The 20,523-nt window shown below is 62.9% G+C and carries 19 protein-coding genes and 2 pseudogenes; 6 read left to right on the top strand and 15 right to left on the bottom strand.

Going from position 1 to position 20,523, the window contains the following annotated elements; genetic code table 11:
* Positions 1 to 54: 54 nt before the first annotated feature.
* Positions 55 to 348, bottom strand: a pseudogene (locus HHL21_RS22255) (thiamine pyrophosphate-dependent enzyme); the annotation flags it as partial.
* A 49-nt stretch (positions 349 to 397) separates the two neighbouring features.
* Positions 398 to 736: pseudogene (locus HHL21_RS22250) on the bottom strand (hypothetical protein); the annotation flags it as partial.
* Positions 737 to 900: 164 nt separating this feature from the next.
* On the opposite strand from HHL21_RS22250, the gene HHL21_RS03245 reads away from it, so the two are divergent.
* Together HHL21_RS03245 and HHL21_RS03240 are read left to right on the top strand one after the other, a co-directional pair.
* Positions 901 to 1,350, top strand: a complete 450-nt coding sequence (locus HHL21_RS03245; protein WP_502569631.1) for an Rv1443c family protein — start codon at positions 901 to 903, stop codon at positions 1,348 to 1,350.
* A 106-nt stretch (positions 1,351 to 1,456) separates the two neighbouring features.
* Entirely contained in the window at positions 1,457 to 2,959 is a 1,503-nt protein-coding gene (locus tag HHL21_RS03240; protein ID WP_169463778.1) for a tripartite tricarboxylate transporter permease, read from the top strand.
* A gap of 100 nt (positions 2,960 to 3,059) precedes the next feature.
* On the opposite strand, the gene HHL21_RS03235 is transcribed toward HHL21_RS03240, so the two are convergent.
* The 4 genes from HHL21_RS03235 to guaB all read right to left on the bottom strand — a co-directional run bounded on the left by HHL21_RS03235 (position 3,060) and on the right by guaB (position 9,372).
* The gene (locus HHL21_RS03235) at positions 3,060 to 3,938 is read right to left on the bottom strand and encodes a hypothetical protein (RefSeq protein ID WP_169463777.1); all 879 of its coding nucleotides are present in this window, start codon (positions 3,936 to 3,938) and stop codon (positions 3,060 to 3,062) included.
* 127 nt (positions 3,939 to 4,065) lie between these two features.
* Positions 4,066 to 5,928, bottom strand: coding sequence for a dihydroxy-acid dehydratase (gene ilvD / locus HHL21_RS03230; protein ID WP_169463776.1), 1,863 nt, complete (start codon positions 5,926 to 5,928; stop codon positions 4,066 to 4,068).
* Between the two features lie 279 nt (positions 5,929 to 6,207).
* On the bottom strand, positions 6,208 to 7,818 hold the full coding sequence (guaA, locus tag HHL21_RS03225) for a glutamine-hydrolyzing GMP synthase (RefSeq protein ID WP_169463775.1): 1,611 nt from the start codon (positions 7,816 to 7,818) through the stop codon (positions 6,208 to 6,210).
* A 93-nt stretch (positions 7,819 to 7,911) separates the two neighbouring features.
* Entirely contained in the window at positions 7,912 to 9,372 is a 1,461-nt protein-coding gene (gene guaB / locus HHL21_RS03220; protein ID WP_169463774.1) for an IMP dehydrogenase, read from the bottom strand.
* A gap of 154 nt (positions 9,373 to 9,526) precedes the next feature.
* Between guaB and HHL21_RS03215 the strand changes: the two genes are divergently transcribed.
* A complete protein-coding gene (locus tag HHL21_RS03215) occupies positions 9,527 to 10,039 on the top strand; it encodes a DUF4124 domain-containing protein (protein ID WP_169463773.1) in 513 nt (170 codons plus the stop codon).
* On the opposite strand, the gene HHL21_RS03210 is transcribed toward HHL21_RS03215, so the two are convergent.
* Together HHL21_RS03210 and HHL21_RS03205 are read right to left on the bottom strand one after the other, a co-directional pair.
* Positions 10,040 to 10,333 (bottom strand): RnfH family protein, encoded by a 294-nt coding sequence (locus HHL21_RS03210; protein ID WP_169463772.1) that lies wholly within the window; start codon positions 10,331 to 10,333, stop codon positions 10,040 to 10,042.
* The gene (locus HHL21_RS03205) at positions 10,326 to 10,757 is read right to left on the bottom strand and encodes a type II toxin-antitoxin system RatA family toxin (RefSeq protein WP_169463771.1); all 432 of its coding nucleotides are present in this window, start codon (positions 10,755 to 10,757) and stop codon (positions 10,326 to 10,328) included. Before HHL21_RS03205 ends, HHL21_RS03210 begins: the two co-directional genes overlap by 8 nt.
* A gap of 73 nt (positions 10,758 to 10,830) precedes the next feature.
* Between HHL21_RS03205 and smpB the strand changes: the two genes are divergently transcribed.
* Positions 10,831 to 11,280, top strand: coding sequence for an SsrA-binding protein SmpB (smpB, locus tag HHL21_RS03200; protein WP_169463770.1), 450 nt, complete (start codon positions 10,831 to 10,833; stop codon positions 11,278 to 11,280).
* Between the two features lie 183 nt (positions 11,281 to 11,463).
* On the opposite strand, the gene HHL21_RS03195 is transcribed toward smpB, so the two are convergent.
* Positions 11,464 to 12,654, bottom strand: a complete 1,191-nt coding sequence (locus HHL21_RS03195; RefSeq protein WP_169463769.1) for a multidrug effflux MFS transporter — start codon at positions 12,652 to 12,654, stop codon at positions 11,464 to 11,466.
* Between the two features lie 204 nt (positions 12,655 to 12,858).
* On the opposite strand from HHL21_RS03195, the gene HHL21_RS03190 reads away from it, so the two are divergent.
* Positions 12,859 to 13,959, top strand: a complete 1,101-nt coding sequence (locus tag HHL21_RS03190) for a TIGR03118 family protein (RefSeq protein ID WP_169463768.1) — start codon at positions 12,859 to 12,861, stop codon at positions 13,957 to 13,959.
* Here the strand turns inward: HHL21_RS03190 and lepB are convergent, their stop codons facing one another.
* From lepB to HHL21_RS03175, 3 genes are all read right to left on the bottom strand, one after another.
* Positions 13,960 to 14,631: a signal peptidase I gene (lepB, locus tag HHL21_RS03185; protein ID WP_169463767.1), complete on the bottom strand. Its 672-nt coding sequence runs from the start codon at positions 14,629 to 14,631 to the stop codon at positions 13,960 to 13,962.
* A gap of 78 nt (positions 14,632 to 14,709) precedes the next feature.
* Complete coding sequence (locus HHL21_RS03180; protein ID WP_169463766.1) at positions 14,710 to 14,877, bottom strand: hypothetical protein; 168 nt, start codon at positions 14,875 to 14,877, stop codon at positions 14,710 to 14,712.
* Positions 14,874 to 16,034, bottom strand: coding sequence for a PepSY-associated TM helix domain-containing protein (locus HHL21_RS03175; protein WP_169463765.1), 1,161 nt, complete (start codon positions 16,032 to 16,034; stop codon positions 14,874 to 14,876). Before HHL21_RS03175 ends, HHL21_RS03180 begins: the two co-directional genes overlap by 4 nt.
* 112 nt (positions 16,035 to 16,146) lie before the next feature.
* Between HHL21_RS03175 and HHL21_RS03170 the strand changes: the two genes are divergently transcribed.
* A complete protein-coding gene (locus tag HHL21_RS03170; RefSeq protein WP_169463764.1) occupies positions 16,147 to 18,327 on the top strand; it encodes a TonB-dependent receptor in 2,181 nt (726 codons plus the stop codon).
* 28 nt (positions 18,328 to 18,355) lie between these two features.
* Here HHL21_RS03170 and HHL21_RS03165 read toward each other — a convergent pair whose 3' ends face one another.
* The 3 genes from HHL21_RS03165 to HHL21_RS03155 all read right to left on the bottom strand — a co-directional run bounded on the left by HHL21_RS03165 (position 18,356) and on the right by HHL21_RS03155 (position 20,507).
* A complete protein-coding gene (locus HHL21_RS03165; protein WP_169463763.1) occupies positions 18,356 to 19,162 on the bottom strand; it encodes an SDR family oxidoreductase in 807 nt (268 codons plus the stop codon).
* A gap of 19 nt (positions 19,163 to 19,181) precedes the next feature.
* Entirely contained in the window at positions 19,182 to 19,520 is a 339-nt protein-coding gene (locus HHL21_RS03160) for a hypothetical protein (RefSeq protein ID WP_169463762.1), read from the bottom strand.
* 69 nt (positions 19,521 to 19,589) lie between these two features.
* A complete protein-coding gene (locus tag HHL21_RS03155) occupies positions 19,590 to 20,507 on the bottom strand; it encodes an SPFH domain-containing protein (RefSeq protein WP_169463761.1) in 918 nt (305 codons plus the stop codon).
* Between the last annotated feature and the right edge of the window lie 16 nt (positions 20,508 to 20,523).

Here is a 20,523-nt window from a genome sequence, read left to right as displayed (position 1 = left end):
CGACCAGCGCGAACTGGCGCAAACACAAGATGCTAACCGGCAATTATTTCGGCATCATGACACCGGCCGGCCACCTCGATACCAGCGGTCTTTCCCAAGCATGATTTCGTGATGTCCGTGCCCGGATGGGATCATCGGGAAGCAGTTCTCGGCCTGCTCGACGACGACATCCAGAAAGTATGGCGTGTCCGAAGACAGGCATTCCGACAGCGCAGCATCGAGCTCGCCGGCGTGTTCGACGCGCCGCGCGCTCCACCCGAACGCGCGTGCCAGCGCGACGAAAACGGGCATGGCCTCGGAGTAGCTGTGGCTGTAGCGCGCTGCGTGATGGAGCTCCTGCCACTGGCGTGCCGTGCATGCCCAGCATGCCGAGCCAAAGCTCGCTCGATGCGGGGAAGGCGCCGAGTCCCATCAGTGTGAGCGTGCATGGACCGCGCTTTCGCCGAACCAGTTCCGCGAATTTTTTGCACGCCTCATTGCCCGAGTTGATCAGCCCTCCGCCGCCGTAGAAGATCGGGCGGCGCGCACGCCTGATCAACTCAACCGCGGCATCGCCTGCCGCGAGTCGCGATCCGGATAGCCGCCTGCACCGTTTGCGCAATCTGGCCGGCGTCGCGCACCTGCGCGTTCCATTTTGTGACGGCAGGCCGGCAGCTTTGGCGCCAGCACCGGATTGGAACTCAACTGCAAGCCCTTGCCGCGTGTCGTGCGTGGAGCGGCCATCAGTGCCGGTCATCGGCGACTTCGCCAAAGGCGCCGGTATCGGCATCCGGCACGGGCAGCGCAAGCGAAAAGCGGATCGCCAGCAGGGGAACTTGCCCGAACTGCGACTTGGCTAACGGAAGCAAACCATGGAAAGGGACAGAATACCAATATCCGCAACAACCATGTGGAAGCCGGATGCCGATAGAGCGCCTCACTTTTGTAACCACCTTACCGACTTCTGTCGACGAACTCTGGACCTGGTCGACGTCGACCCGGGGCATACAGGCGGAGATGTGGCCTGTCCTGAAGATGACTTTCCCCAAAGGGATGAAACACATCGACAAGGACACCGCCCTCGGGAAATCGCTCGGCCGCTGCCACTTCCTGCTGTTTGGGATATTCCCGATGGACATGTCCAGGCTGACCTTCGTCGAACTGGAGCCTGGCCGCCGCTTCGTCGAGCAGTCGCCGCTGTTTTCGATGCGCATGTGGCGGCACGAGCGGATAGTGACAGCGGCAGGTGACGGCGCAACTGTCACGGACAACCTGGAGTTCTCGCCGCGCTTCGCGTCGCCGCTCCTTGCATGGTTCGTCAAGCTGTTCTTCCAGCACAGGCATGCGGTGCTTGCGCGAACCTTTCGCTAGCACAGCGACACACGATTGAGCTGCCTCTTGCATTGGCAGGTTCATACGCGCAAAATTCAAGGCTTCCGGGAGGTGGACTCCCCCGGCTCCGCTTTTAGCCAGGAAAATGGACATCCTAAGCAACCTCGGACTGGGTTTCGCCACCGCCTTCACACTGGGCAACCTGATGTATTGCCTGATCGGGGTCTTTGTCGGCACCGCAGTCGGCGTCCTGCCGGGGCTGGGCCCGATCGCCACCATCGCGATGCTGCTGCCGGCCACCTTCGGCCTGCCGCCGATCTCCGCGCTGATCATGCTGTCCGGGATTTACTACGGCGCCCAATATGGCGGATCCACCACGGCCGTGCTGGTCAACCTGCCCGGCGAATCATCCTCGGTAGTCACGGCGATCGACGGCTACCAGATGGCCCGCAACGGCAATGCCGGCAAGGCGCTCGCCACGGCCGCGCTGGCCTCGTTCTTTGCCGGCACGGTCTCCATCGTTCTGCTCGCCGCGTTCGCTCCGCCACTGGCGGAACTGGCGCTCCGGTTTGGGCCCGCGGAATACTTCTCGCTGATGGTGCTGGGACTGGTGGCATCGGTGGTGCTGGCCAGCGGCTCGCTGCTCAACGCGGTCGGCATGGTGTTGCTTGGCCTGCTGCTCGGCCTGGTCGGCACCGACGTCAACTCCGGCGTCGCGCGTTACACCTTCGATGTGCCGCAACTGGCCGACGGCATTAATTTCGTCATCGTCGCAATGGGCATGTTCGGGGTCGGCGAGATCGTCCGCAACCTCGAGCATGACGAAACCCGCAGCCTCGCGATGAAAAAAGTGTCGGGCCTCATGCTCAGCAAAGAGGATTTCAAACGCATCATCGCGCCCGTCGTCCGGGGCACGGTGCTCGGCGCGGCGCTGGGCATCCTGCCTGGCGGAGGCGCCATGCTCGCATCGTTTGCCGCCTATTCGATCGAGAAAAAAGTATCCAGGAACTCCGCCCAGTTTGGGAAGGGCGCGATCGAAGGCGTCGCGGCGCCGGAAGCGGCCAACAACGCCGGCGCCCAGACCTCGTTCATTCCGATGCTAACCCTTGGAATCCCGTCGAATCCGGTGATGGCGCTGATGATCGGCGCCCTGATCATCCAGGGCATCCAGCCCGGCCCGGCGGTGATGACCGAGCAGCCGGCGCTGTTCTGGGGCCTGATCGTGTCGATGTGGTTCGGCAACCTGTTCCTGGTCGTCCTGAACCTGCCGATGATCGGGCTGTGGGTCAAGATGATCATGGTCCCCTACCATCGCCTGTATCCCGCCGTGCTGATGTTCTGCGCGATCGGCGTGTTCAGCCTCAACAACAGCGAATTCGATGTGTGGCTGATGGCCTTGTTTGGCTTGTTCGGCTACACCTGCGCCAAACTGGATGCCGAACCGGCGCCGATGCTGCTGGGCTTTATCATCGGCCCGATGATGGAGGAGTACCTGCGGCGCGCGCTGCTGCTGTCGCACAGCGACCCGCTGGTGTTCGTGCAGCGTCCGATCAGCGCGACCATGCTCGGGCTGGCGGTCGCGGCGATGGTTGTCGTCATGCTGCCTTCACTCAAAAGGAAGCGCGAGGAGGCATTTCATCCGGAATAACATCGTACGGCACCACCATGAACAATGTGCGCCACACGTTCTAAAGCTGGCCTGTCGCGTATCGAAAAAGAAAACCCGCCGAGGCGGGCTTTCTCTGGCTCTAGTGCGTCAGGCGGTCCCACCCGTGGCGGATGGCAGCCTTGAACTCTTCCCAGGTTGATGCGCCGCCGGCGGTATCGCGCGATTCCCACTTGTTGCGAACGTCCGGCTCTGCCTCATCCCAGGGACGGTCGCGGTACATAGTGGCCATCTCGTGCCCGAAGCTGTAGGCAGGCTCGTAGTCGTCATACGAGCGGCCGCCCGCACCGTAAGTGCTGTCCCAGTGGCTGCGGTTATACGTTTCCGTATCGATGATGTTCGCCTGGCCCGGAGTCAGCGGGGAGAAAATACGCGAGCCGCCGCGCTGCACGCCGCCGAAATACCCCGTCGACAACTCATCCCCCGGCCCCATACTTTCCTGGTAGGTATGGCCCATGGGCCTTTCATCGTTCAGCGACTGCTGCGCAAACAGGCCGCGGTCTCCCTGGAAATGCAGGGTCGTGCGTTCCGACCGTTGCATACTGCCGGGGCTTGCCATGCGCATCGCCTGCCCACTGGCGGTAAGCGGCGCACCGCTCCATTCGGCGACCTTGTCGTCGATATCGACCGGCCCGAAACGTTCGACAATGTCGGCGGCGCGCTCGGCCTCCGGCTCGTCGGCGGTCGTCACAGTCAGCACATGGTGGCCCTTGCTGACAGCCGTGGCGTACTTGTTCCCATGGACGTCGCGGTCGCTGCCGAACAAGTCGGTGAAGAAATGTATGATGCTGGCGCCAATGCCTTGCTCCTCCGTGCGGTCGGACACTTCGGTGTCGGCGATGCTGGCGGTGTCCTCGGACAGGCGCACGTCGGTGCCCGTGAAGCCGGACAGCAGCAGCTCGTCCATGGCGCCCTGGGCATCGGTGCGGCTGTCGAAAACGGCGATGAGGGTATGTTTCATGGTGACTCCTCCCATTGTTGAGAACGCGACCACCGCAACTATTAGCGTTGGAACAATTTGAGAATAGCGCAGTTAAGCCGTACTCTGCGCACCATTGAACGCCGTCAACACCTCATCAATTGTGCGGTCAGCGCTTTAGCTGCGACAGGTCGCGCACCGCGCCGCGGTCGGCCGACGTGGTCAGCGCCGCGTACGCCTGCAACGCCTGCGATACCACCCGTTCGCGGTTGAGCGGCTGCCATGCGGCGCCACCCTTCGATTCCATCGCCGCGCGCCGCGCCGCCAGTGCTGCGGCGTCGATGCGCAGGTTGATGCTACGGTTCGGGATGTCGATGTCGATCGTGTCGCCCTCCTCCACCAGGCCGATCGCGCCGCCTTCCGCCGCTTCCGGCGATGCATGGCCGATCACCAGGCCGGACGAGCCGCCCGAGAAACGGCCGTCGGTCAGCAAGGCGCAGGCTTTGCCCAGGCCTTTCGACTTGATGTACGAGGTCGGGTACAGCATTTCCTGCATGCCCGGGCCGCCCTTCGGCCCTTCGTAGCGGATGATGACCACGTCGCCCTCATGGACGGTGTCGCCCAGGATGCCTTCCACCGCGTCGTCCTGGCTTTCGAACACGCGCGCCTTGCCGGAAAACTTCAGGATACTTTCATCCACGCCGGCCGTCTTGACGATGCAGCCTTTCTCGGCCAGGTTGCCATACAGGACAGCCAGGCCGCCGTCTTTCGAATACGCATGCTCCAGGTCGCGGATGCAGCCGGCGCTGCGGTCCAGGTCCAGCGCTGCGTAACGTTCCGACTGCGAGAATGCTACCTGCGTCGGCACGCCGCCAGGCGCGGCGCGGAACATCTGGTGCACCGCCTGGTCGTCGCAGCGCTTGACGTCGTTCTTTTCGATCGCCTCGCCCAGCGTCTTTGCATGCACCGACGACACCGAGGTATCGAGCAGGCCGGCGCGCGCCAGCTCGCCCAGGATCGCCATGATGCCGCCGGCGCGGTGCACGTCTTCGATGTGGTACTTGTCGGTCATCGGCGCGACCTTGCACAGGCATGGCACCTTGCGCGAGATCCGGTCGATGTCCGCCATCGTGAACGGCACGCCGGCTTCGTGCGCGGCAGCCAGAAGGTGCAGCACGGTGTTGGTCGAGCCGCCCATCGACACGTCCAGGGCCATCGCGTTCTCGAACGCGGCCATGGTGGCGATATTGCGCGGCAGGATGGATGCATCGTCCTGCTCGTAATAGCGCTTGGCCAGTTCGACGATCGTGCGGCCGGCGCGCAGGAACAGCTCCTTGCGGTCGGCGTGCGTGGCGACGATGGTGCCGTTGCCCGGCAGGGACAGGCCCAGCGCCTCGGTCAGGCAGTTCATCGAATTGGCGGTAAACATGCCGGAGCACGAACCGCAGGTCGGGCAAGCGGAGCGTTCGATCTCGGCCACGTCGGCGTCGCTGATGCTGCTGTCGCCGGCCTTGATCATCGCGTCGACCAGGTCGAGCTTGATGATTTTCCGGGTGCCGTCGACGACCTTCACGACCTTGCCCGCTTCCATCGGTCCGCCGGAGACGAACACCACCGGGATGTTCAGGCGCATCGCGGCCATCAGCATGCCCGGCGTGATCTTGTCGCAGTTGGAGATGCAGACCATCGCGTCGGCGCAGTGCGCGTTGACCATGTACTCGACCGAGTCGGCGATCAGGTCGCGCGACGGCAGCGAATAGAGCATGCCGCCGTGGCCCATCGCGATGCCGTCGTCGACGGCGATGGTGTTGAATTCCTTGGCGACGCCGCCGGCCGCTTCAATTTCGCGCGCGACCAGCTGGCCCAGGTCTTTCAGGTGCACGTGGCCGGGCACGAACTGGGTGAAGGAGTTCACCACGGCGATGATCGGCTTGTCGAAATCGCCGTCTTTCATGCCGGTGGCGCGCCACAGCGCGCGCGCGCCGGCCATGTTGCGGCCGTGGGTGGTGGTTCGGGAGCGGTATTGCGGCATGATTGGAGTCCAATTGGAATTGCGGATAGGGCCAGATTGCCCTCCCGCTTACGCTTTGTCCAATATCGCTTTAACCGTGCTGTGATATCCCTGGCGAATCACAGACCAAAGGAATGCATGGTTTGCATATCAATACAGCCTAGCCCCTCCGAGACCAGCAACCGAACCGTGCATGGAATAGACTACCCATGCGCCCGCGCGTTACATGGTGCATACGCCTTGCTCACAAAAAAACCCGCCGAAGCGGGTTTTTACGAATTGCATATTCGAGGCGGAAGATTACTCCCACTCGATCGTTGCAGGCGGCTTGCCCGAGATATCGTAAACCACCCGGTTAATCCCGCGCACTTCATTGATGATCCGGTTCGACACCTTACCCAGCAGGCTATGCGGCAGATGCGCCCACTGCGCCGTCATGAAGTCCAGCGTCTGCACCGCGCGCAGTGCAACCACATATTCATAAGTGCGGCCATCGCCCATCACGCCCACCGATTTAACTGGCAGGAATACCGCAAACGCCTGGCTGGTCGCCTCGTACCAGTTCTTCGGCGCTTCGCCCGCGTCGATGCTTTCCAGCGCAGGAATGTCGCACGGGGTCTTGCGCAGCTCTTCGATGAAGATCGCATCCGCGCGGCGCAGCAGGTCGGCGAATTCCTTCTTCACTTCGCCGAGAATGCGCACACCCAGGCCCGGGCCCGGGAACGGATGGCGATACACCATGTCATGCGGCAGGCCGAGCGCGACGCCCAGCTTGCGCACTTCGTCCTTGAACAGTTCGCGCAGCGGCTCCAGCAGCTTCAGGTTCAGCGTTTCCGGCAGGCCGCCCACATTGTGGTGGCTCTTGATGGTCTGGCCCTTCTTGCCCTTGCCCGCGCTTTCGATGACGTCCGGGTAGATGGTGCCCTGCGCCAGCCACTTGGCGTTCTTCAGCTTGCCGGCCTCGACCTGGAACACTTCGACGAATTCGCGGCCGATGATCTTGCGCTTGGCTTCCGGGTCGGCAACGCCGGCCAGGTGGCCGAGGAACTGGTCTTCGGCATCGATGCGCAGCACCTTCACGCCGAGGTTCTTGGCGAACATGTCCATCACCATCTTGCCTTCGTCGAGGCGCAGCAGGCCGTGGTCGACAAACACGCAGGTCAGCTGGTCGCCGATCGCGCGGTGGATCAGCGCGGCTGCCACGCTCGAATCGACGCCGCCCGACAAGCCGAGGATGACTTCATCGGTACCAACCTGGTCGCGGATCTTCTGGACCGCTTCGGAAATGTAATCCGGCATGTTCCAGTCCGACTTGCAGCCGCAGATCTCGTGCACGAAGCGGCCGAGGATGGCCTTGCCCTGCGAGGTGTGCGTCACTTCCGGATGGAACTGCAGCGCGTAGAAACGGCGCTCTTCATCCGCCATCGCGGCGATCGGGCAGCTTTCGGTGTTGCCCATCAGCTTGAAGCCTGGCGGCATTTCCAGCACCTTGTCGCCGTGGCTCATCCACACCTTCAGCATGCCGTGGCCTTCGTCGGTGACGAAATCGTTGATACCGTTCAGCAGCGCGGTATGGCTGCGCGCACGCACTTCGGCGTAGCCAAATTCGCGAACCAGGCCGCTTTCGACCTTGCCGCCCAACTGGGCCGCCATCGTTTGCATGCCGTAGCAGATGCCCAGCACAGGCACGCCGAGTTCGAACACAGCCTGCGGCGCGCGCGGCGAGTCGCCTTCGAGCGTCGAATTGTGGCTGCCCGACAGGATGACGCCGGACGCGCCGTAGTTGCGGACGAATTCGTCGCTGACGTCGTACGGGAACACTTCCGAGAACACGCCGGCGTCGCGCACGCGGCGCGCGATCAGCTGAGTTACCTGGGAGCCGAAATCGAGGATGAGGATTTTAGAATGCATGGAGACCGATTAAATAAATGGCGCGCGGGGCGGCGCATGAAACGATGGGGCGAATGCAAACGTGGGCAGGAAACCCTGCCCACGCACCTACTGTTATTCCGAACGGTAGTTCGGAGCTTCCTTGGTGATCTGCACGTCATGGACATGCGATTCGCGCATGCCGGCCGAAGTGATTTCCACGAACTCGGCTTTTTCGCGCAGCTCGTCGATCGTCGCGCAACCGCAGTAGCCCATCGACTGGCGCACGCCGCCGACCAGCTGGTAAATGATCGCAACCACACTGCCCTTGTAGGCAACGCGGCCTTCGATACCTTCCGGCACAAACTTGTCGACGCGCGAAGCGACATCCTGGAAGTAGCGGTCGGCCGAACCATCGGCCATCGCGCCCAGCGAGCCCATGCCGCGGTACGACTTGTAGCTGCGGCCCTGGTACAGGATCACTTCGCCCGGCGCTTCTTCGGTACCGGCGAACATCGAACCCATCATGACGGTCGATGCGCCAGCTGCCAGCGCCTTCGACACGTCGCCCGAGAAGCGAACGCCGCCGTCGGCGATACATGGAACGCCGGTGCCTTCGAGGGCAGCTGCCACGTTGGCGATCGCGGTGATCTGCGGCACCCCGACGCCTGCAACGATACGGGTGGTGCAGATCGAGCCTGGGCCGATGCCGACCTTGACCGCGTCGGCGCCATGTTCGACCAGCGCCAGCGCCGCCGCCGCCGTGGCGATGTTGCCGCCGATCACGTCAATGTGCGGAAACTTGGTCTTGATCCACTTGACGCGGTCGAGGATGCCTTGCGAGTGGCCGTGGGCGGTATCGACCACCAGCACGTCCACGCCGGCCGCGACCAGCAGCTCGATGCGCTCTTCGTCGCGCTGGCTGACGCCAACTGCCGCGCCGACCAGCAGCTTGCCGAGCGCGTCTTTCGACGCGAACGGGTGCTCGTGCGACTTCTGGATGTCTTTTACGGTGATCAGGCCGCGCAGTTCGAATTCATCGTTGACGACCAGCACGCGCTCGAGGCGGTGCTTGTTCATCAGGCGTTTGGCTTCGGCGGTATCGGCGCCTTCCTTGACGTACACCAGCTTGTCGCGCGGGGTCATCTTGGCGCGCACTTCCGCGTCGAGTTCCTCTTCGAAACGCAGGTCGCGGTTGGTGATGATGCCGACGACGGTGTTGCCTTCAACGACAGGGAAGCCGCTGATGCCGTACTGAACGGTCAGCGCGATCACGTCGCGGATTTTCATGGTTGGCGGAATCGTGATCGGATCACGCAGCACGCCGGCCTCGAAACGTTTTACGCGCGCAACTTCGCGGGCCTGGTCTTTTGGACCGAGATTCTTGTGAATAATCCCGATGCCGCCTTCTTGCGCCATCGCGATCGCCAGGCGTGCTTCGGTCACCGTGTCCATCGCGGCGGACAACAAGGGAATGTTGAGCGCGATGTTGCGGGTCAGACGTGTTTTGAGGGAAGTTTCGGCTGGCAGGATATTCGAGTAAGCCGGAACGAGCAGCACGTCATCGAATGTGAGTGCTTTCTGAAGTAGACGCATAGTATTTCCTATAGGCGCAAAAGCGAATTATACAGAAGTTCCGGGCGACCGTCTGCAGCAGCCAACATTTCGGCGGAAAAGCATAGGCCGTCGTTGACATGCGGGCTCAGGCATGAGGAAATCGGTACAAAGCTTCTTTATGGAAATAATGCAGATGAATAGATACTCCCCTTGCCGGCGCCTGCTGGCGGTCGCAGCGCTGTCGCTGGTCGCCGGACTGGCGCAGGCGCAGTACGTGTGGATCGACGCGAAAGGGATCAAACAGTTTTCCGACCGTTCGCCGCCCTCGTCGGTGCCTGAGAAGGATATCCTGAAGGCGCCTGGCCGTCCGGCGGTCGCCATCGTGGCGCGAGACCCGGACCAGCCGAAGCCTGCTTCTGTGGCGGAGACTGAAAAAAAGGCGCCGCCGACGATGGCCGAGCGCGACGTCGAATTCAACAAGCGGGTCAGCGACAAGGCCGCGGCGGACAGGAAGGCGGCGGCCGAGGCGCAGGCGAAGGCGGCGAAGGCCGAGCAATGCGCCGCGGCGCGTGAGTACAGGATGCAGCTGGATTCCGGCGCGCGCATCGGCAGCGTGAGTCAAAGCGGCGAGCAAACCTTCATGAGCGACGCCGAACGCGCGCTGGCCAATGCGAAGGCGAACAAGATCCTCGCCGCCTGCCGTTAATCAGGCCGCTGCCGCCCTCTTCTCACTGCGCCTTCGGCGCGAATCCTTCGGATCGGCGACGAGGGGACGGTAGATTTCGATGCGGTCGCGCTCGCGCAGTACGGTGTCGAGAGGGCGTTTCTTGCCGAAGATGCCGACTTGCTGGGTTTCCAGGTCGATGCCCGGAATGTCCTGCAGTATTCCGCTCTGCGCGATCGCCTGTTCGATCGTCGTGCCCGGAGCGACGGCCAGCTCGCGGAAATACTCCCGCAACGGCGCTGCGTAGCACAGCTGCACGTTGACCAGGTCAGCCATAAACGGTTTCCGCACGCTTGCAGAAGGAATCGACCATACTGTTGGCGATCATACCGAACACGGGTCCGATCAGCTGCTCGAGGATAATGCTCGAAAACTCATAGTGCAGGTCCAGTTCGACTTTGCAGGCGTCGGGGCGCAGGGCTTTAAAAGTCCAGGTGCCATCCATGACTTTGAATGGACCATCGACCAGTTTCATTTTCATCTGGGTCGGGCGGAGATTGTGATTCCGGGTCGTGAAACTCTGGCGCACGCCGTGAAAATGGATCGCGAGGCAGGCGACCAGCGTGTCGTCGGTGCGTTCGAGGATTTTGACACCGCCGCACCAGGGCAGGAATTTCGGATAATCTTCCACGTTCGCCACCAGGTCGAACATTTGTTCTGCGCTATAACCCAGAAAAACTGTTTTGTGCACTACTGCCATGAGTCAGCCGTTTGTTATGATGTTGGATATGTTGCATTAGTAGTTTAACCGAACCGCGCTATTTCGCTATTTCATGAGCATTGCAGACAACAGAAAAGCATTTCACGACTACTTCATCGAAGACCGCTATGAGGCCGGCATTGTGCTGGAAGGATGGGAAGTAAAAGCCATTCGCGAATCGCGCGTCCAGATCAAGGAAGCGTACGTCGTCGTGCGTGGCGATGAGCTATACCTCTTCGGCGCGCACGTCAGCGCCCTCAACACCGCGTCGGCGTTCAGCCACCCGGAAGCCATCCGCACGCGCAAATTACTGCTCCACCGCACCGAGATCGACAAGCTGATCGGCAAGGTCGAGCGCTCCGGCTACACGCTGGTGCCGCTGAATTTGCATTTCAAGGGTGGGCGGGTCAAGTGCGAGATTGGTCTCGCCAAGGGCAAGAAGCAGCACGACAAGCGCGCCACCGAGAAAGACCGGGACGCCAAGCGCGAAGTCGCCAGCGCGATGAAGCAAAACACCCGTTAGCCACCGCTAAGTATTTCATTCCGAAAGACTTCCAAAATCGGGGTCCGTCCCCGGGGACAGACCCCGTTCGCGTTTTCCTACCCCATCACGGCCCGCATTCCGAACGAAAAGTTGCAAAGGACTTCGGGGTCCGTCCCTGGGGACAGACCCCGGGGACGGACCGGGTCACGTTGACCCGATTCTTTATTGCTGCTGTGGGGTCTGGACGCGAAGGCTGAGGCGCCAGCACAGGAAACCTGCCACGAGCCCGGCCATCACACCCCAAGCCAGCTTCAACGCACTGTCAAAGAGTACCGGCGCCAGCAGGCCAGATACCAGCGCGAACGCCATCATCTGGATGAACGACAGCATCGACGAGGCCAGCCCGCGGTTGGCCGGGAACAGCCCCAGTGCGCCGACCTGGATCGCCGGCATCGCCACCGCCAGCCCGAACGTGTAGATCATCAGCGGCAGCACCGCCCACGGGATGTCGGCTACGAACAGCGAGTTGTAGCCGACGTTGAGCACACCCGCCAGCGCCATCACCCCGAAACCAAGCCACACCAGGCGCGCGGGATCGATCTTGCCGGCCTTCTTGCCGCCCCACGCCGAACCAATCACCATACCGCTGATCAAAGGTACGAACAGCCAGCCGAACGCAGTCTCGGGCAGGTGCAGAATCTCCAGCACGAAGTTCGCCGCCGAGCCGATGTACAGCGACAGCCCGCCAAACGCCATCCCCACCGACAGCGACAGCAGCAGGAACTGCGGGTTCTTCAGCACCTTCAGGTAGTTCTTCGCGATCGCCACGCCGTGGAAGGCATGGCGCTGCTCCTTCGGCAGGCTCTCAGGCAGCATGCGGTACACCAGCGCGATCAGCAGCGCGCCGAACACGGCCAGGAAGATAAACGTCGAGCGCCAGCCGAATGTCACGTGCAGCCAGCCGCCCAGGATCGGCGCGATCGCCGGCGCCAGCCCGAACACCATCATGATGTGCGACATGATCCGCTGCGCGTGCGACTGGTCGTGCGAGAAGCGGTCCTGCACGATCGCCTGCCCGATCACCGAGCCGGCGCCCGCCGCCAGCCCTTGCAGCGCGCGGCAGACCAGCAGCCAGCCGAAGGTCGGCGCGAATGCCGCACCCAGCGACGACAGCGTGTACACCGCCAGCGCCACCAGGATCACCGGACGGCGCCCGAACGAGTCGGACAGCGTCCCGTAAAACAGCATCATGAACGCGAACGTGAACAGGAACACGCTGAGCGTCTGCTGCACGGCCAGCGGCCCGACCGCGAATTCGCGCCCGATGGCGGGGATGGATGGCAGGTAGGTGTCGATCGCGAGCGCGCCCACCATGCCCAAAAGAGCCAGAATTACCGTTAACAGTCGCTGCATGCAATGCCTTTAAAAATGCCGGCACCGCATTGCGCGCGCCATCCGAGGCCGCGATTTTACGGGAATTTCGGAAAGGTTACCGACGACCCAACTTTTACTACCGTTAACGCCGCTGCCATTCTTTACGCGATCTCAACGCGCCCTGCCGAAACGCGCCGATTATCACGGTTGTGTCCGTCTGATTTGCCATCGCAGGAGTCCAAAATGAACGCCTTCCTCCGTCACCTGACCGGCAGCCAGCCCTTGCAGGCACGGCCCGAGCTGCCCATCGTGCATCTCCCCTCTTATTATGAAGTTCGCAAGCTGGTGGCCAACCTCGCCGCGCTGGGCGCCGAAAATATCGACCCGAACCTGGTCAACGCCTGGGGCATCGCCTTCAATCCCTTCGGATTCGTGTGGGTGAGCGACGAGGGCACCGGCCTGTCGACCCTGTACGACGGCGACGGCCATCCGCAGTCGCTGGTGGTGACGATTCCTCCCCCAGCCGGTTCCTCCGAACGCGGCGAGCCGACCGGCATCGCGTTCTACGGCGGCGGTGGTTTCGTCGTCAGCAACGGCAGCTCGTCGGGCCCAAGCCGCTTCATCTTCGCCGGCGAGGACGGAGTCATCTCTGGATGGGCGCCCAACGTCGACTTCACCAACGCGATCCGCGTGGTCGACAACTCGCCGCTCGGCGCGGTGTACAAAGGCCTGGCCATCGGCGCCAGCGGCCAGGGCGCGCTGTTGTACGCGACCGACTTCCATAACGGTCGCGTCGACGTGTTCGACGCCGCCTTCCAGCCCGTCGTCCTGCCCGCCCGCGCCTTCCACGACCCGCACCTGCCGCACTGCTTCGCGCCTTTCGGCATCCAGGCGATCGGCGGCGATATCTATGTGACGTATGCGAAGCAGGACGCTGACCGAGACCATGAAGTGGCCGGGCGCGGACTGGGGCTGGTGTCGGTCTTCAGCCCGACCGGTGAATTCGTACGCCGCCTGATCACGCGCGGCGCCCTGAACGCGCCGTGGGGACTGGCGCTGGCGCCGGCCAGCTTCGGCAAATTCGGCAACCGGCTGTTGGTGGGCAATTTCGGCGACGGTGCGATAAACGCCTACGATATCGCCAACGGCCGCTTCGCCGGGCGCCTGCGCGGCACCGACCGCGAGCCGATTCGCATCGATGGACTATGGGGACTCGCGTTCGGAAATGGGGTCAACAACCAGCCCCTCAACACCCTGTTCTTCACCGCCGGACCGGGTGACGAGGAACACGGGCTGTATGGCCGCATCGACGTGGCCCGGGGCGACGTGGCCGACAGCGAGTAATCAGTCCAGCGCCATCAAAAAGCGCGACCCGCGCGGCATCCAGTTGCCCTTGATGTCGGCCGAGACCAGCACCCGCTCGGCCCGGCCAATCAGCAGCGCGCGCGGGACGAAGCCGATAAAGCGCGAATCGGCGCTGTTGTCGCGGTTATCGCCCAACATCATGTACTGGCCGGCCGGTACCGTCACCGGCCCGAAGTTACGCATCGCCTGTACCTGCGGCATGACGAGGATCGGGCGCTGCTTGCCATCCGTCGTTTCGGTCAGCTGGAGCGCCGTGGTGTAGGTGCTTGAACCACCGACCTGTTCGGAGACCGAACCGACCATGTCATACGCCGCCTCCTGGCCATTGATCACCAGCCGCTCATTGCGCATCTCGACCACGTCGCCAGGCAGCGCGACCAGGCGCTTGATCAGGCGGGTACCGTCCTTCGGGGAGCTGAAGGTAACCACATCGCCGCGCGCCGGATCGCCAAGCTGCGCTACCACCACGTCGGTCAGCGGCACCTTCAGGTTATATGCAAGCCGGTTGACGAACACCACGTCGCCTTCGAGCAGGTTAGGCCGCATCGAACCTGTCGGAACCGGGTTCCAGTCCGCCACCGCGGTGCGGAACACACCGAAGAGGACGAGGAACATGAGGAATCCCTTGTTTGCGCTAATCCAGCTTTTCATTTCAGGCCCCATCTGTGGTTGGTATGCCCGCAGTTATACGCAGTTATTCTTTAGCCAAGCTTAAACCGGGAGCGCGGGTCAGCGCTTGAATCCGTACCATGCGCACGCTGCGACGGGAACTCCCAGCGTCACTGCCGACAGCGCGTCCCACAAGCCGTCGCCAAGCAGCGCGGAGATCAGGCCGACGCTGGTCAGCACGCCAAACATGACTGGGGCGCGCCAGGTGCTGTTGGTTCGCCGCTTCATCGCGCCTCCTTGCGGGCGAATGCCGCTTGCGGCACGTTCGCCGACGGCAGCGCGGCTTCAGCCTTCGCAGTCCTCCCGCGCTTCACCCACAGGTACAAGCCGCTTCCCAGCACGACGATGGTAGCGATATCGAGCATCGCCCACAAGAACTGCATCCATGCGCCGCCGTAGTCGCCAAAGTGCAGCGGCTGCGACACCAGTAGCGCGGTCAGGTACCAGGGCAGCGTGCGGCGGTCCGTCATCTCCGCCGTCTGGGCGTCGATCAGCACAGGCCTGTACAGGCGCGACGAAAACGCCTCATCACCGCGCATGAACACGCCGTAGTGATGCGGCGTCGCGAACGGCGTACCCGGGAACGCGACGAAGCCGACTTTCATGCCCGGCTCCGAGGCCTCGGCCAGCTTGATCGACCGTTCCATCGACGCCAGCTTGGTCGGTGCGGCCATGCCCTGGTAAGGCTTGACCATCTCGGCCAGTTCGGTCGCCTGCCAGTACTTCAGCAGCACGTCGGCCCAGGTATTGATCATGCCGGTCGCGCCCACCACCAGCGCCCACACCAGCGTGACGATGCCGAGCACATTGTGCAGGTCGAGCCACTTGGTGCGCGGCGAGCGGTCGCGCCGGACCGTGCCGAATTCGAGCTTGCGCATGAACGGCGAGTACAGCACGACGCCAGACACCAGCGCCACCAGCAGCAGCAGGCCCATCAGCCCGAGGAACAGCTTGCCCCACAGGCCCGCGAACAGGTCGACGTGAAGGTGGAACATGGTCGACATGAAGGCGCCGCCTTCGAACGCAGGTTCCGCGATCACCTTCGCGGTGCGCGCGTCCACCGCAATCGGCTTGTAATCTTCATCGGTCGGGTGGTCGCCCAGCGTCAGGTTCCAGATGTCCGGCTCGTCCGCTTCCTGCGACATGTACATCATGATCTTCCCCGGGTACATCGCCTTCCCGGCTGCGATCACGTCGTCGAGGTTCGCCTTCGGTGACCCGGCCGCCATCGCCGGCGCCTCGACGTCGTTACCAAGCAGGTGGCCGATCTCATGGTGGTAGATCAGCGGCAGCCCGGTCAGGCAGAGCAGCAGCATAAACACGGTGCAGACGAGGCTGCTCCATTTGTGGATCCATGCCCAGCGGCGGACGGTAACAGGGGTCATCGGAAAACATCATAGAGGAATATCCTGAGATCTTAATGCAAATCGTTCTCATTTACAAGACGAGCGTTCCGAAGTAAAATGAGAATCGTTCTCATTATTAAGAAAAAATTCCATGCACACCCCCCCCTTCAAGCTCTCGCCTGTCGCCTTCGCCGCCCTGATCGTTACCAGCTCTGTCGCCCACGCACAGACCGCGAGCAGCGACGCCGCCGTCACGCCGACCGTCGTGATCAGCGCATCGGCCGACGCATCGGCGCAAGGCCTGCCATCGGCCTACGCCGGCGGACAGGTAGCGCGAGGCGGCCGCCTCGGCTTGCTCGGCAACGTGGACGTGATGGACACGCCGTTTAACACCATGAACTACACCCAGGCGCTGATCCAGGACCAGCAGGCGCGCAGCGTCGCCGACGTGCTGCAGAACGACCCGTCGGTGCGCGTGGCGCGCGGATTCGGCAACTACCAGGAGCTGTATGTGATCCGCGGCTTCGCGGTGAACTCGGACGACCTGGCCTACAACGGCCTGTATGGCCTGCTGCCGCGCCAGTTCGTCGCATCGGAACTGCTTGAGCGTGTCGAAGTATTCCGCGGTGCGAACAGCTTCGTCAACGGCGCAGCGCCGGGCGGCGGTGGCGTCGGCGGTTCGATCAACCTGGTGCCCAAGCGCGCCTCCAACACGCCGCTGACCCAGTTCACGGCCGGCGTCGAAAGTGGCGGCCAGGCGTATGCAGCAGCCGACATCGGACGCCGCTTCGGTCCCGAAGGCCGTGCGGGCGTACGCATCAACGCCGCCAAGCGCAAGGGCGACACCGCCGTCGACCGCGAAGAGCGCGAATTGAGCCTGTTCTCGATTGGACTCGACTACCGCGGCAACAACTTCCGCGTATCGGCCGACGCGGGCTACCAGGACCACACGCTGGACAATGCGCGCCCAAGCGTGACGCTCGCCGCAGGCATCCCTGTGCCAGCGGCGCCTAAGGGCGCCAGCAACTGGGCGCAGCCATGGACCACGTCCACGGAGCGCGACACCTTCGGCACCCTGCGCGCTGAGGTAGATCTCGGCGCCGACGCAGTTGCATGGGGCGCTTTCGGCGTCCGTTCGGGCGACGAGATGAATATCCTGGCCGCGCCGACAGTTGGCAAGGCAGATGGAAGCGCCATCATGTACCGCTTCGACAACGCCCGCACCGACCACGTTCGCACGGGCGAAATCGGCGTACGCGGCAAGCTGCGCACCGGTGCCGTGGGCCATACGCTCAGCGCCACCGTGTCGGGCTTCTCGCAGGAGTCGCGCAACGCCTACGCGATGAGCGATTTCTTCACCGGCTTCGCCACGAACATCTATCGTCCGGTCGACGTAGCCGCGCCACAGGCTAACTTCTTCACTGGCGGCGACATGAACAATCCGCTGCTGACCCAGAAGAGTATTTTGTCGAGCTACGCAGTGGCCGACACGATGGCGCTGGCCGATGGAAAACTGCTGGTGACCGTCGGTGCACGCCACCAGAAAATCAAAGCCTACAGCTACGACTACAACACCGGTATCGAGAACTCGGCGTACGACCAGGGCGAAGTCACGCCGGTTGCCGGCATCGTGTACAAGCCGTGGGCCGGCGTCTCGGTCTACGCGAACTATATCGAAGGCCTGCAGCAAGGCGCGGTCGCATCCGGCACGAATATTGACAATGTCGGCGAGGCGTTCGCGCCGTTCACGTCGAAGCAGAAGGAAGTGGGCGTCAAGTACGACGGCGGCAAACTGGGCATGAGCGCGGCGCTGTTTACCACATCGCAGCCAGCTGCCTACGTCGTCGACCGCCACTTCGGCGTGTTTGGCGAGCAGCGCAACCGCGGCCTCGAACTGTCGGTATTCGGTACGCCGGCGCGTGGCGTGCGCCTGCTGGGCGGCCTGACCTTGCTCGATGCGGAGCAGCGCATGACTGCGAGCGACATCACTCAGGGGAAGGATGTCATCGGCGTGCCGGAGACGCAGTTGAACCTTGGCGCCGAATGGGATGTGTCGGGAGTGGATGGCCTGACGCTGACGGCGCGCACGCTGTACACGTCCGGCCAGTTCGCCGACGGCGCCAACCTGCAGAAGCTGCCGTCATGGGCGCGCCTGGACTTGGGCGCAAGCTACGCGACGCGTATCGCCGACCGCGCCGTCACGCTACGCGCACGCGTCGATAACGCAACTGGCAAAGACTACTGGGCATCCGCCGGCGGCTTCCCGGGTTCGGGCTACCTCGTGCAAGGAGCCCCGCGCACGGTAGCAGTCTCCGCGTCAGCAGACTTCTGAGCCTAAGGCGCGTAACGGGGTAGTGGTGCTAATGCGGCTTTGCGTCGTCCTTGACAGCCGCCAGCGCCATATCCTCCACCATGCCGGGCGCGACCAGCTTCAGGAAGCGCCCGACCTTCGCCTTCAACGTCATCACGACTTCGCGCTCGCGCCGGTTCATGCCCTCGATGATCAGGCGCGCACACTCCTCCACGCTCATCGCGTCGTCTTCCTTCAGCTTGCTCACGCCCGCCGGCTTGCCTTCCGCATTAAACCCGCGCACCCGAATCCTGGTCGCCACCACGCCCGGATACGCCGTCGTTACGCTGACACCAGCCCGTTTGAGCTCCATGCGCAGCGTCTCGAAAAACCCGGTCATCGCAAACTTCGTCGCCGCATAAGCCGTCCTGCCAGGCACGCCAACCAGTCCGACAATCGACGACACCGCCACGATCGAACCCTTCGAGGCTTTCAAATGCGGCAGCGCCGCGTGCGTACACCACACGCTACCCCACAGGTTGATCCGCATAAGCTCTTCATACCAGCCAAGGTCTGCGACTTCTTCAAACAGCGCATGCGCCGAACGTCCCGCGTTGTTGAGCAACGCATCGATACGTCCGAATCGCTCCACTGCCTTGTCGGTCAGCCGGATGCACTGGTCCTGCACCGTGACATCGGTCGGCACCACCAGGGCCTGCGCGCCGAGCGCCTCGCACTGGCCCGCCACTTCCATCAGCAGCTGCTCATTACGGGCCGCCAGCACAAGCGCCACGGCACTGCCGTGTGCGTGCGCCAGCTGGCGCGCCATCTCTGCCCCGATCCCGTCCGAGGCCCCGGTAATAACGATAACTTTCATTGACGCCTTCTCCAATAGGTCATGTGAGGATAGCGCCGATGATCGTGCCAGGCACCGATGCGCCGACCAGCAGGCAAACGAAGCCCAGCAATCGCAGGACCGCGCGCAGCCGCTTACCCTTTGGCCGGCTTCGCACCAGATAAAATGCGACCCCAAACGGGCCAAGGAGGATGACGGCGATGTTTAGCCCGGACGAGCGTTTGTAACCCATCGCATCGCTGTCCCGGCAATACCAGACAAACGCGACAAAGTTTGAGGCCACCTCGAGCAAAGCCATGACATCTACGTGTGGACGGTCGTTGGCGGCGGTCACGATAAAACTCTCGCCGGCTGTAATTAACAGCAGCGCATAGAGCATCGGTCTCGCCTTCAATCGCTGCGGAACTCCGGTACCTGGGTGCAAGCCATCCATCACTGCATCCACCGTTTATTTCTGCGCCTTGGCGATCTGCATAGCGCTGGCAATCAGGCCGCTCATGTCGGACAGGTTGGCCGGCACGATGATCGAGTTGTTGGTCTTGGCGAGGCTCTCGAAGGCGTGCACGTACTGCTCCGCCACTTTCAGGTTGACCGCCTCGGTGCCGCCCGGCTCGCGGATCGCCGCGCCGATCTGGCGCAGCGCGTCTGCATTCGCCTCGGCCAGCGCAACAATCGCCTTGGCCTGGCCTTCGGCGCGGTTGATCGATGCCTGCTTTTCGCCTTCGGAGCGCGCAATCGCCGCTTCGCGTTCGCCGGTCGCGATGTTGATCTGTTCCTGCTGGCGGCCTTCGGACGCCGCGATCAGCGCGCGCTTGCCGCGCTCCGCCGTAATCTGCGCCTGCATCGCATGCAGGATCTCCTGCGGCGGCGTCAGGTCCTTGATCTCGTAGCGCAGCACCTTCACGCCCCAGTTGGCGGCCGACTCGTCGATCGCGTTGACGATGGTCGTGTTGATGTGGTCGCGCTCTTCGAACGTCTTGTCGAGCTCCATCTTGCCGATGACCGAACGCAGCGTGGTCTGCGCCAGCTGGGTGATCGCGGCGAGGTAGTTCGACGAGCCGTACGACGCGCGCATCGCATCGGTGATCTGGAAGTACAAAATGCCGTCGACCTGCAGCTGCGTGTTATCGCGCGTGATGCAGACCTGCGGCGGCACGTCGAGCGGGATCTCCTTGAGCGAGTGCTTGTAGGCGATGCGGTCGATGAACGGGATGACGATATTCAGGCCTGGCGCAAGCGTCGCGTGATATTTGCCGAGCCGCTCCACTACCCACGCATGCTGCTGCGGCACCACGTTGATGGTCTTGAATACGAATACCAGTGCGACGATGAACAGGACCGTCGCTACGCTGCCAAATAACTCCATGATTGATCCTCTTTCC

Source organism: Massilia polaris (assembly GCF_012927275.1).
Lineage (GTDB): Bacteria > Pseudomonadota > Gammaproteobacteria > Burkholderiales > Burkholderiaceae_D > Telluria_A > Telluria_A polaris.
The sequence above is the reverse complement of the archived record's forward strand: the minus strand, read 5'-3'. Positions and strand labels throughout refer to the sequence as shown.

Excerpts from the sequence above, each read along its gene's own strand:
- HHL21_RS03245 (WP_502569631.1), top strand. The coding sequence starts at position 901 with ATGCCGATAGAGCGCCTCACTTTTGTAACCACCTTACCGACTTCTGTC.
- HHL21_RS03240 (WP_169463778.1), top strand. The coding sequence starts at position 1,457 with ATGGACATCCTAAGCAACCTCGGACTGGGTTTCGCCACCGCCTTCACA.
- HHL21_RS03235 (WP_169463777.1), bottom strand. The coding sequence starts at position 3,938 with ATGAAACATACCCTCATCGCCGTTTTCGACAGCCGCACCGATGCCCAG.
- ilvD (WP_169463776.1), bottom strand. The coding sequence starts at position 5,928 with ATGCCGCAATACCGCTCCCGAACCACCACCCACGGCCGCAACATGGCC.
- guaA (WP_169463775.1), bottom strand. The coding sequence starts at position 7,818 with ATGCATTCTAAAATCCTCATCCTCGATTTCGGCTCCCAGGTAACTCAG.
- guaB (WP_169463774.1), bottom strand. The coding sequence starts at position 9,372 with ATGCGTCTACTTCAGAAAGCACTCACATTCGATGACGTGCTGCTCGTT.
- HHL21_RS03215 (WP_169463773.1), top strand. The coding sequence starts at position 9,527 with ATGAATAGATACTCCCCTTGCCGGCGCCTGCTGGCGGTCGCAGCGCTG.
- HHL21_RS03210 (WP_169463772.1), bottom strand. The coding sequence starts at position 10,333 with ATGGCTGACCTGGTCAACGTGCAGCTGTGCTACGCAGCGCCGTTGCGG.
- HHL21_RS03205 (WP_169463771.1), bottom strand. The coding sequence starts at position 10,757 with ATGGCAGTAGTGCACAAAACAGTTTTTCTGGGTTATAGCGCAGAACAA.
- smpB (WP_169463770.1), top strand. The coding sequence starts at position 10,831 with ATGAGCATTGCAGACAACAGAAAAGCATTTCACGACTACTTCATCGAA.
- HHL21_RS03195 (WP_169463769.1), bottom strand. The coding sequence starts at position 12,654 with ATGCAGCGACTGTTAACGGTAATTCTGGCTCTTTTGGGCATGGTGGGC.
- HHL21_RS03190 (WP_169463768.1), top strand. The coding sequence starts at position 12,859 with ATGAACGCCTTCCTCCGTCACCTGACCGGCAGCCAGCCCTTGCAGGCA.
- lepB (WP_169463767.1), bottom strand. The coding sequence starts at position 14,631 with ATGAAAAGCTGGATTAGCGCAAACAAGGGATTCCTCATGTTCCTCGTC.
- HHL21_RS03180 (WP_169463766.1), bottom strand. The coding sequence starts at position 14,877 with ATGAAGCGGCGAACCAACAGCACCTGGCGCGCCCCAGTCATGTTTGGC.
- HHL21_RS03175 (WP_169463765.1), bottom strand. The coding sequence starts at position 16,034 with ATGACCCCTGTTACCGTCCGCCGCTGGGCATGGATCCACAAATGGAGC.
- HHL21_RS03170 (WP_169463764.1), top strand. The coding sequence starts at position 16,147 with ATGCACACCCCCCCCTTCAAGCTCTCGCCTGTCGCCTTCGCCGCCCTG.
- HHL21_RS03165 (WP_169463763.1), bottom strand. The coding sequence starts at position 19,162 with ATGAAAGTTATCGTTATTACCGGGGCCTCGGACGGGATCGGGGCAGAG.
- HHL21_RS03160 (WP_169463762.1), bottom strand. The coding sequence starts at position 19,520 with ATGCTCTATGCGCTGCTGTTAATTACAGCCGGCGAGAGTTTTATCGTG.
- HHL21_RS03155 (WP_169463761.1), bottom strand. The coding sequence starts at position 20,507 with ATGGAGTTATTTGGCAGCGTAGCGACGGTCCTGTTCATCGTCGCACTG.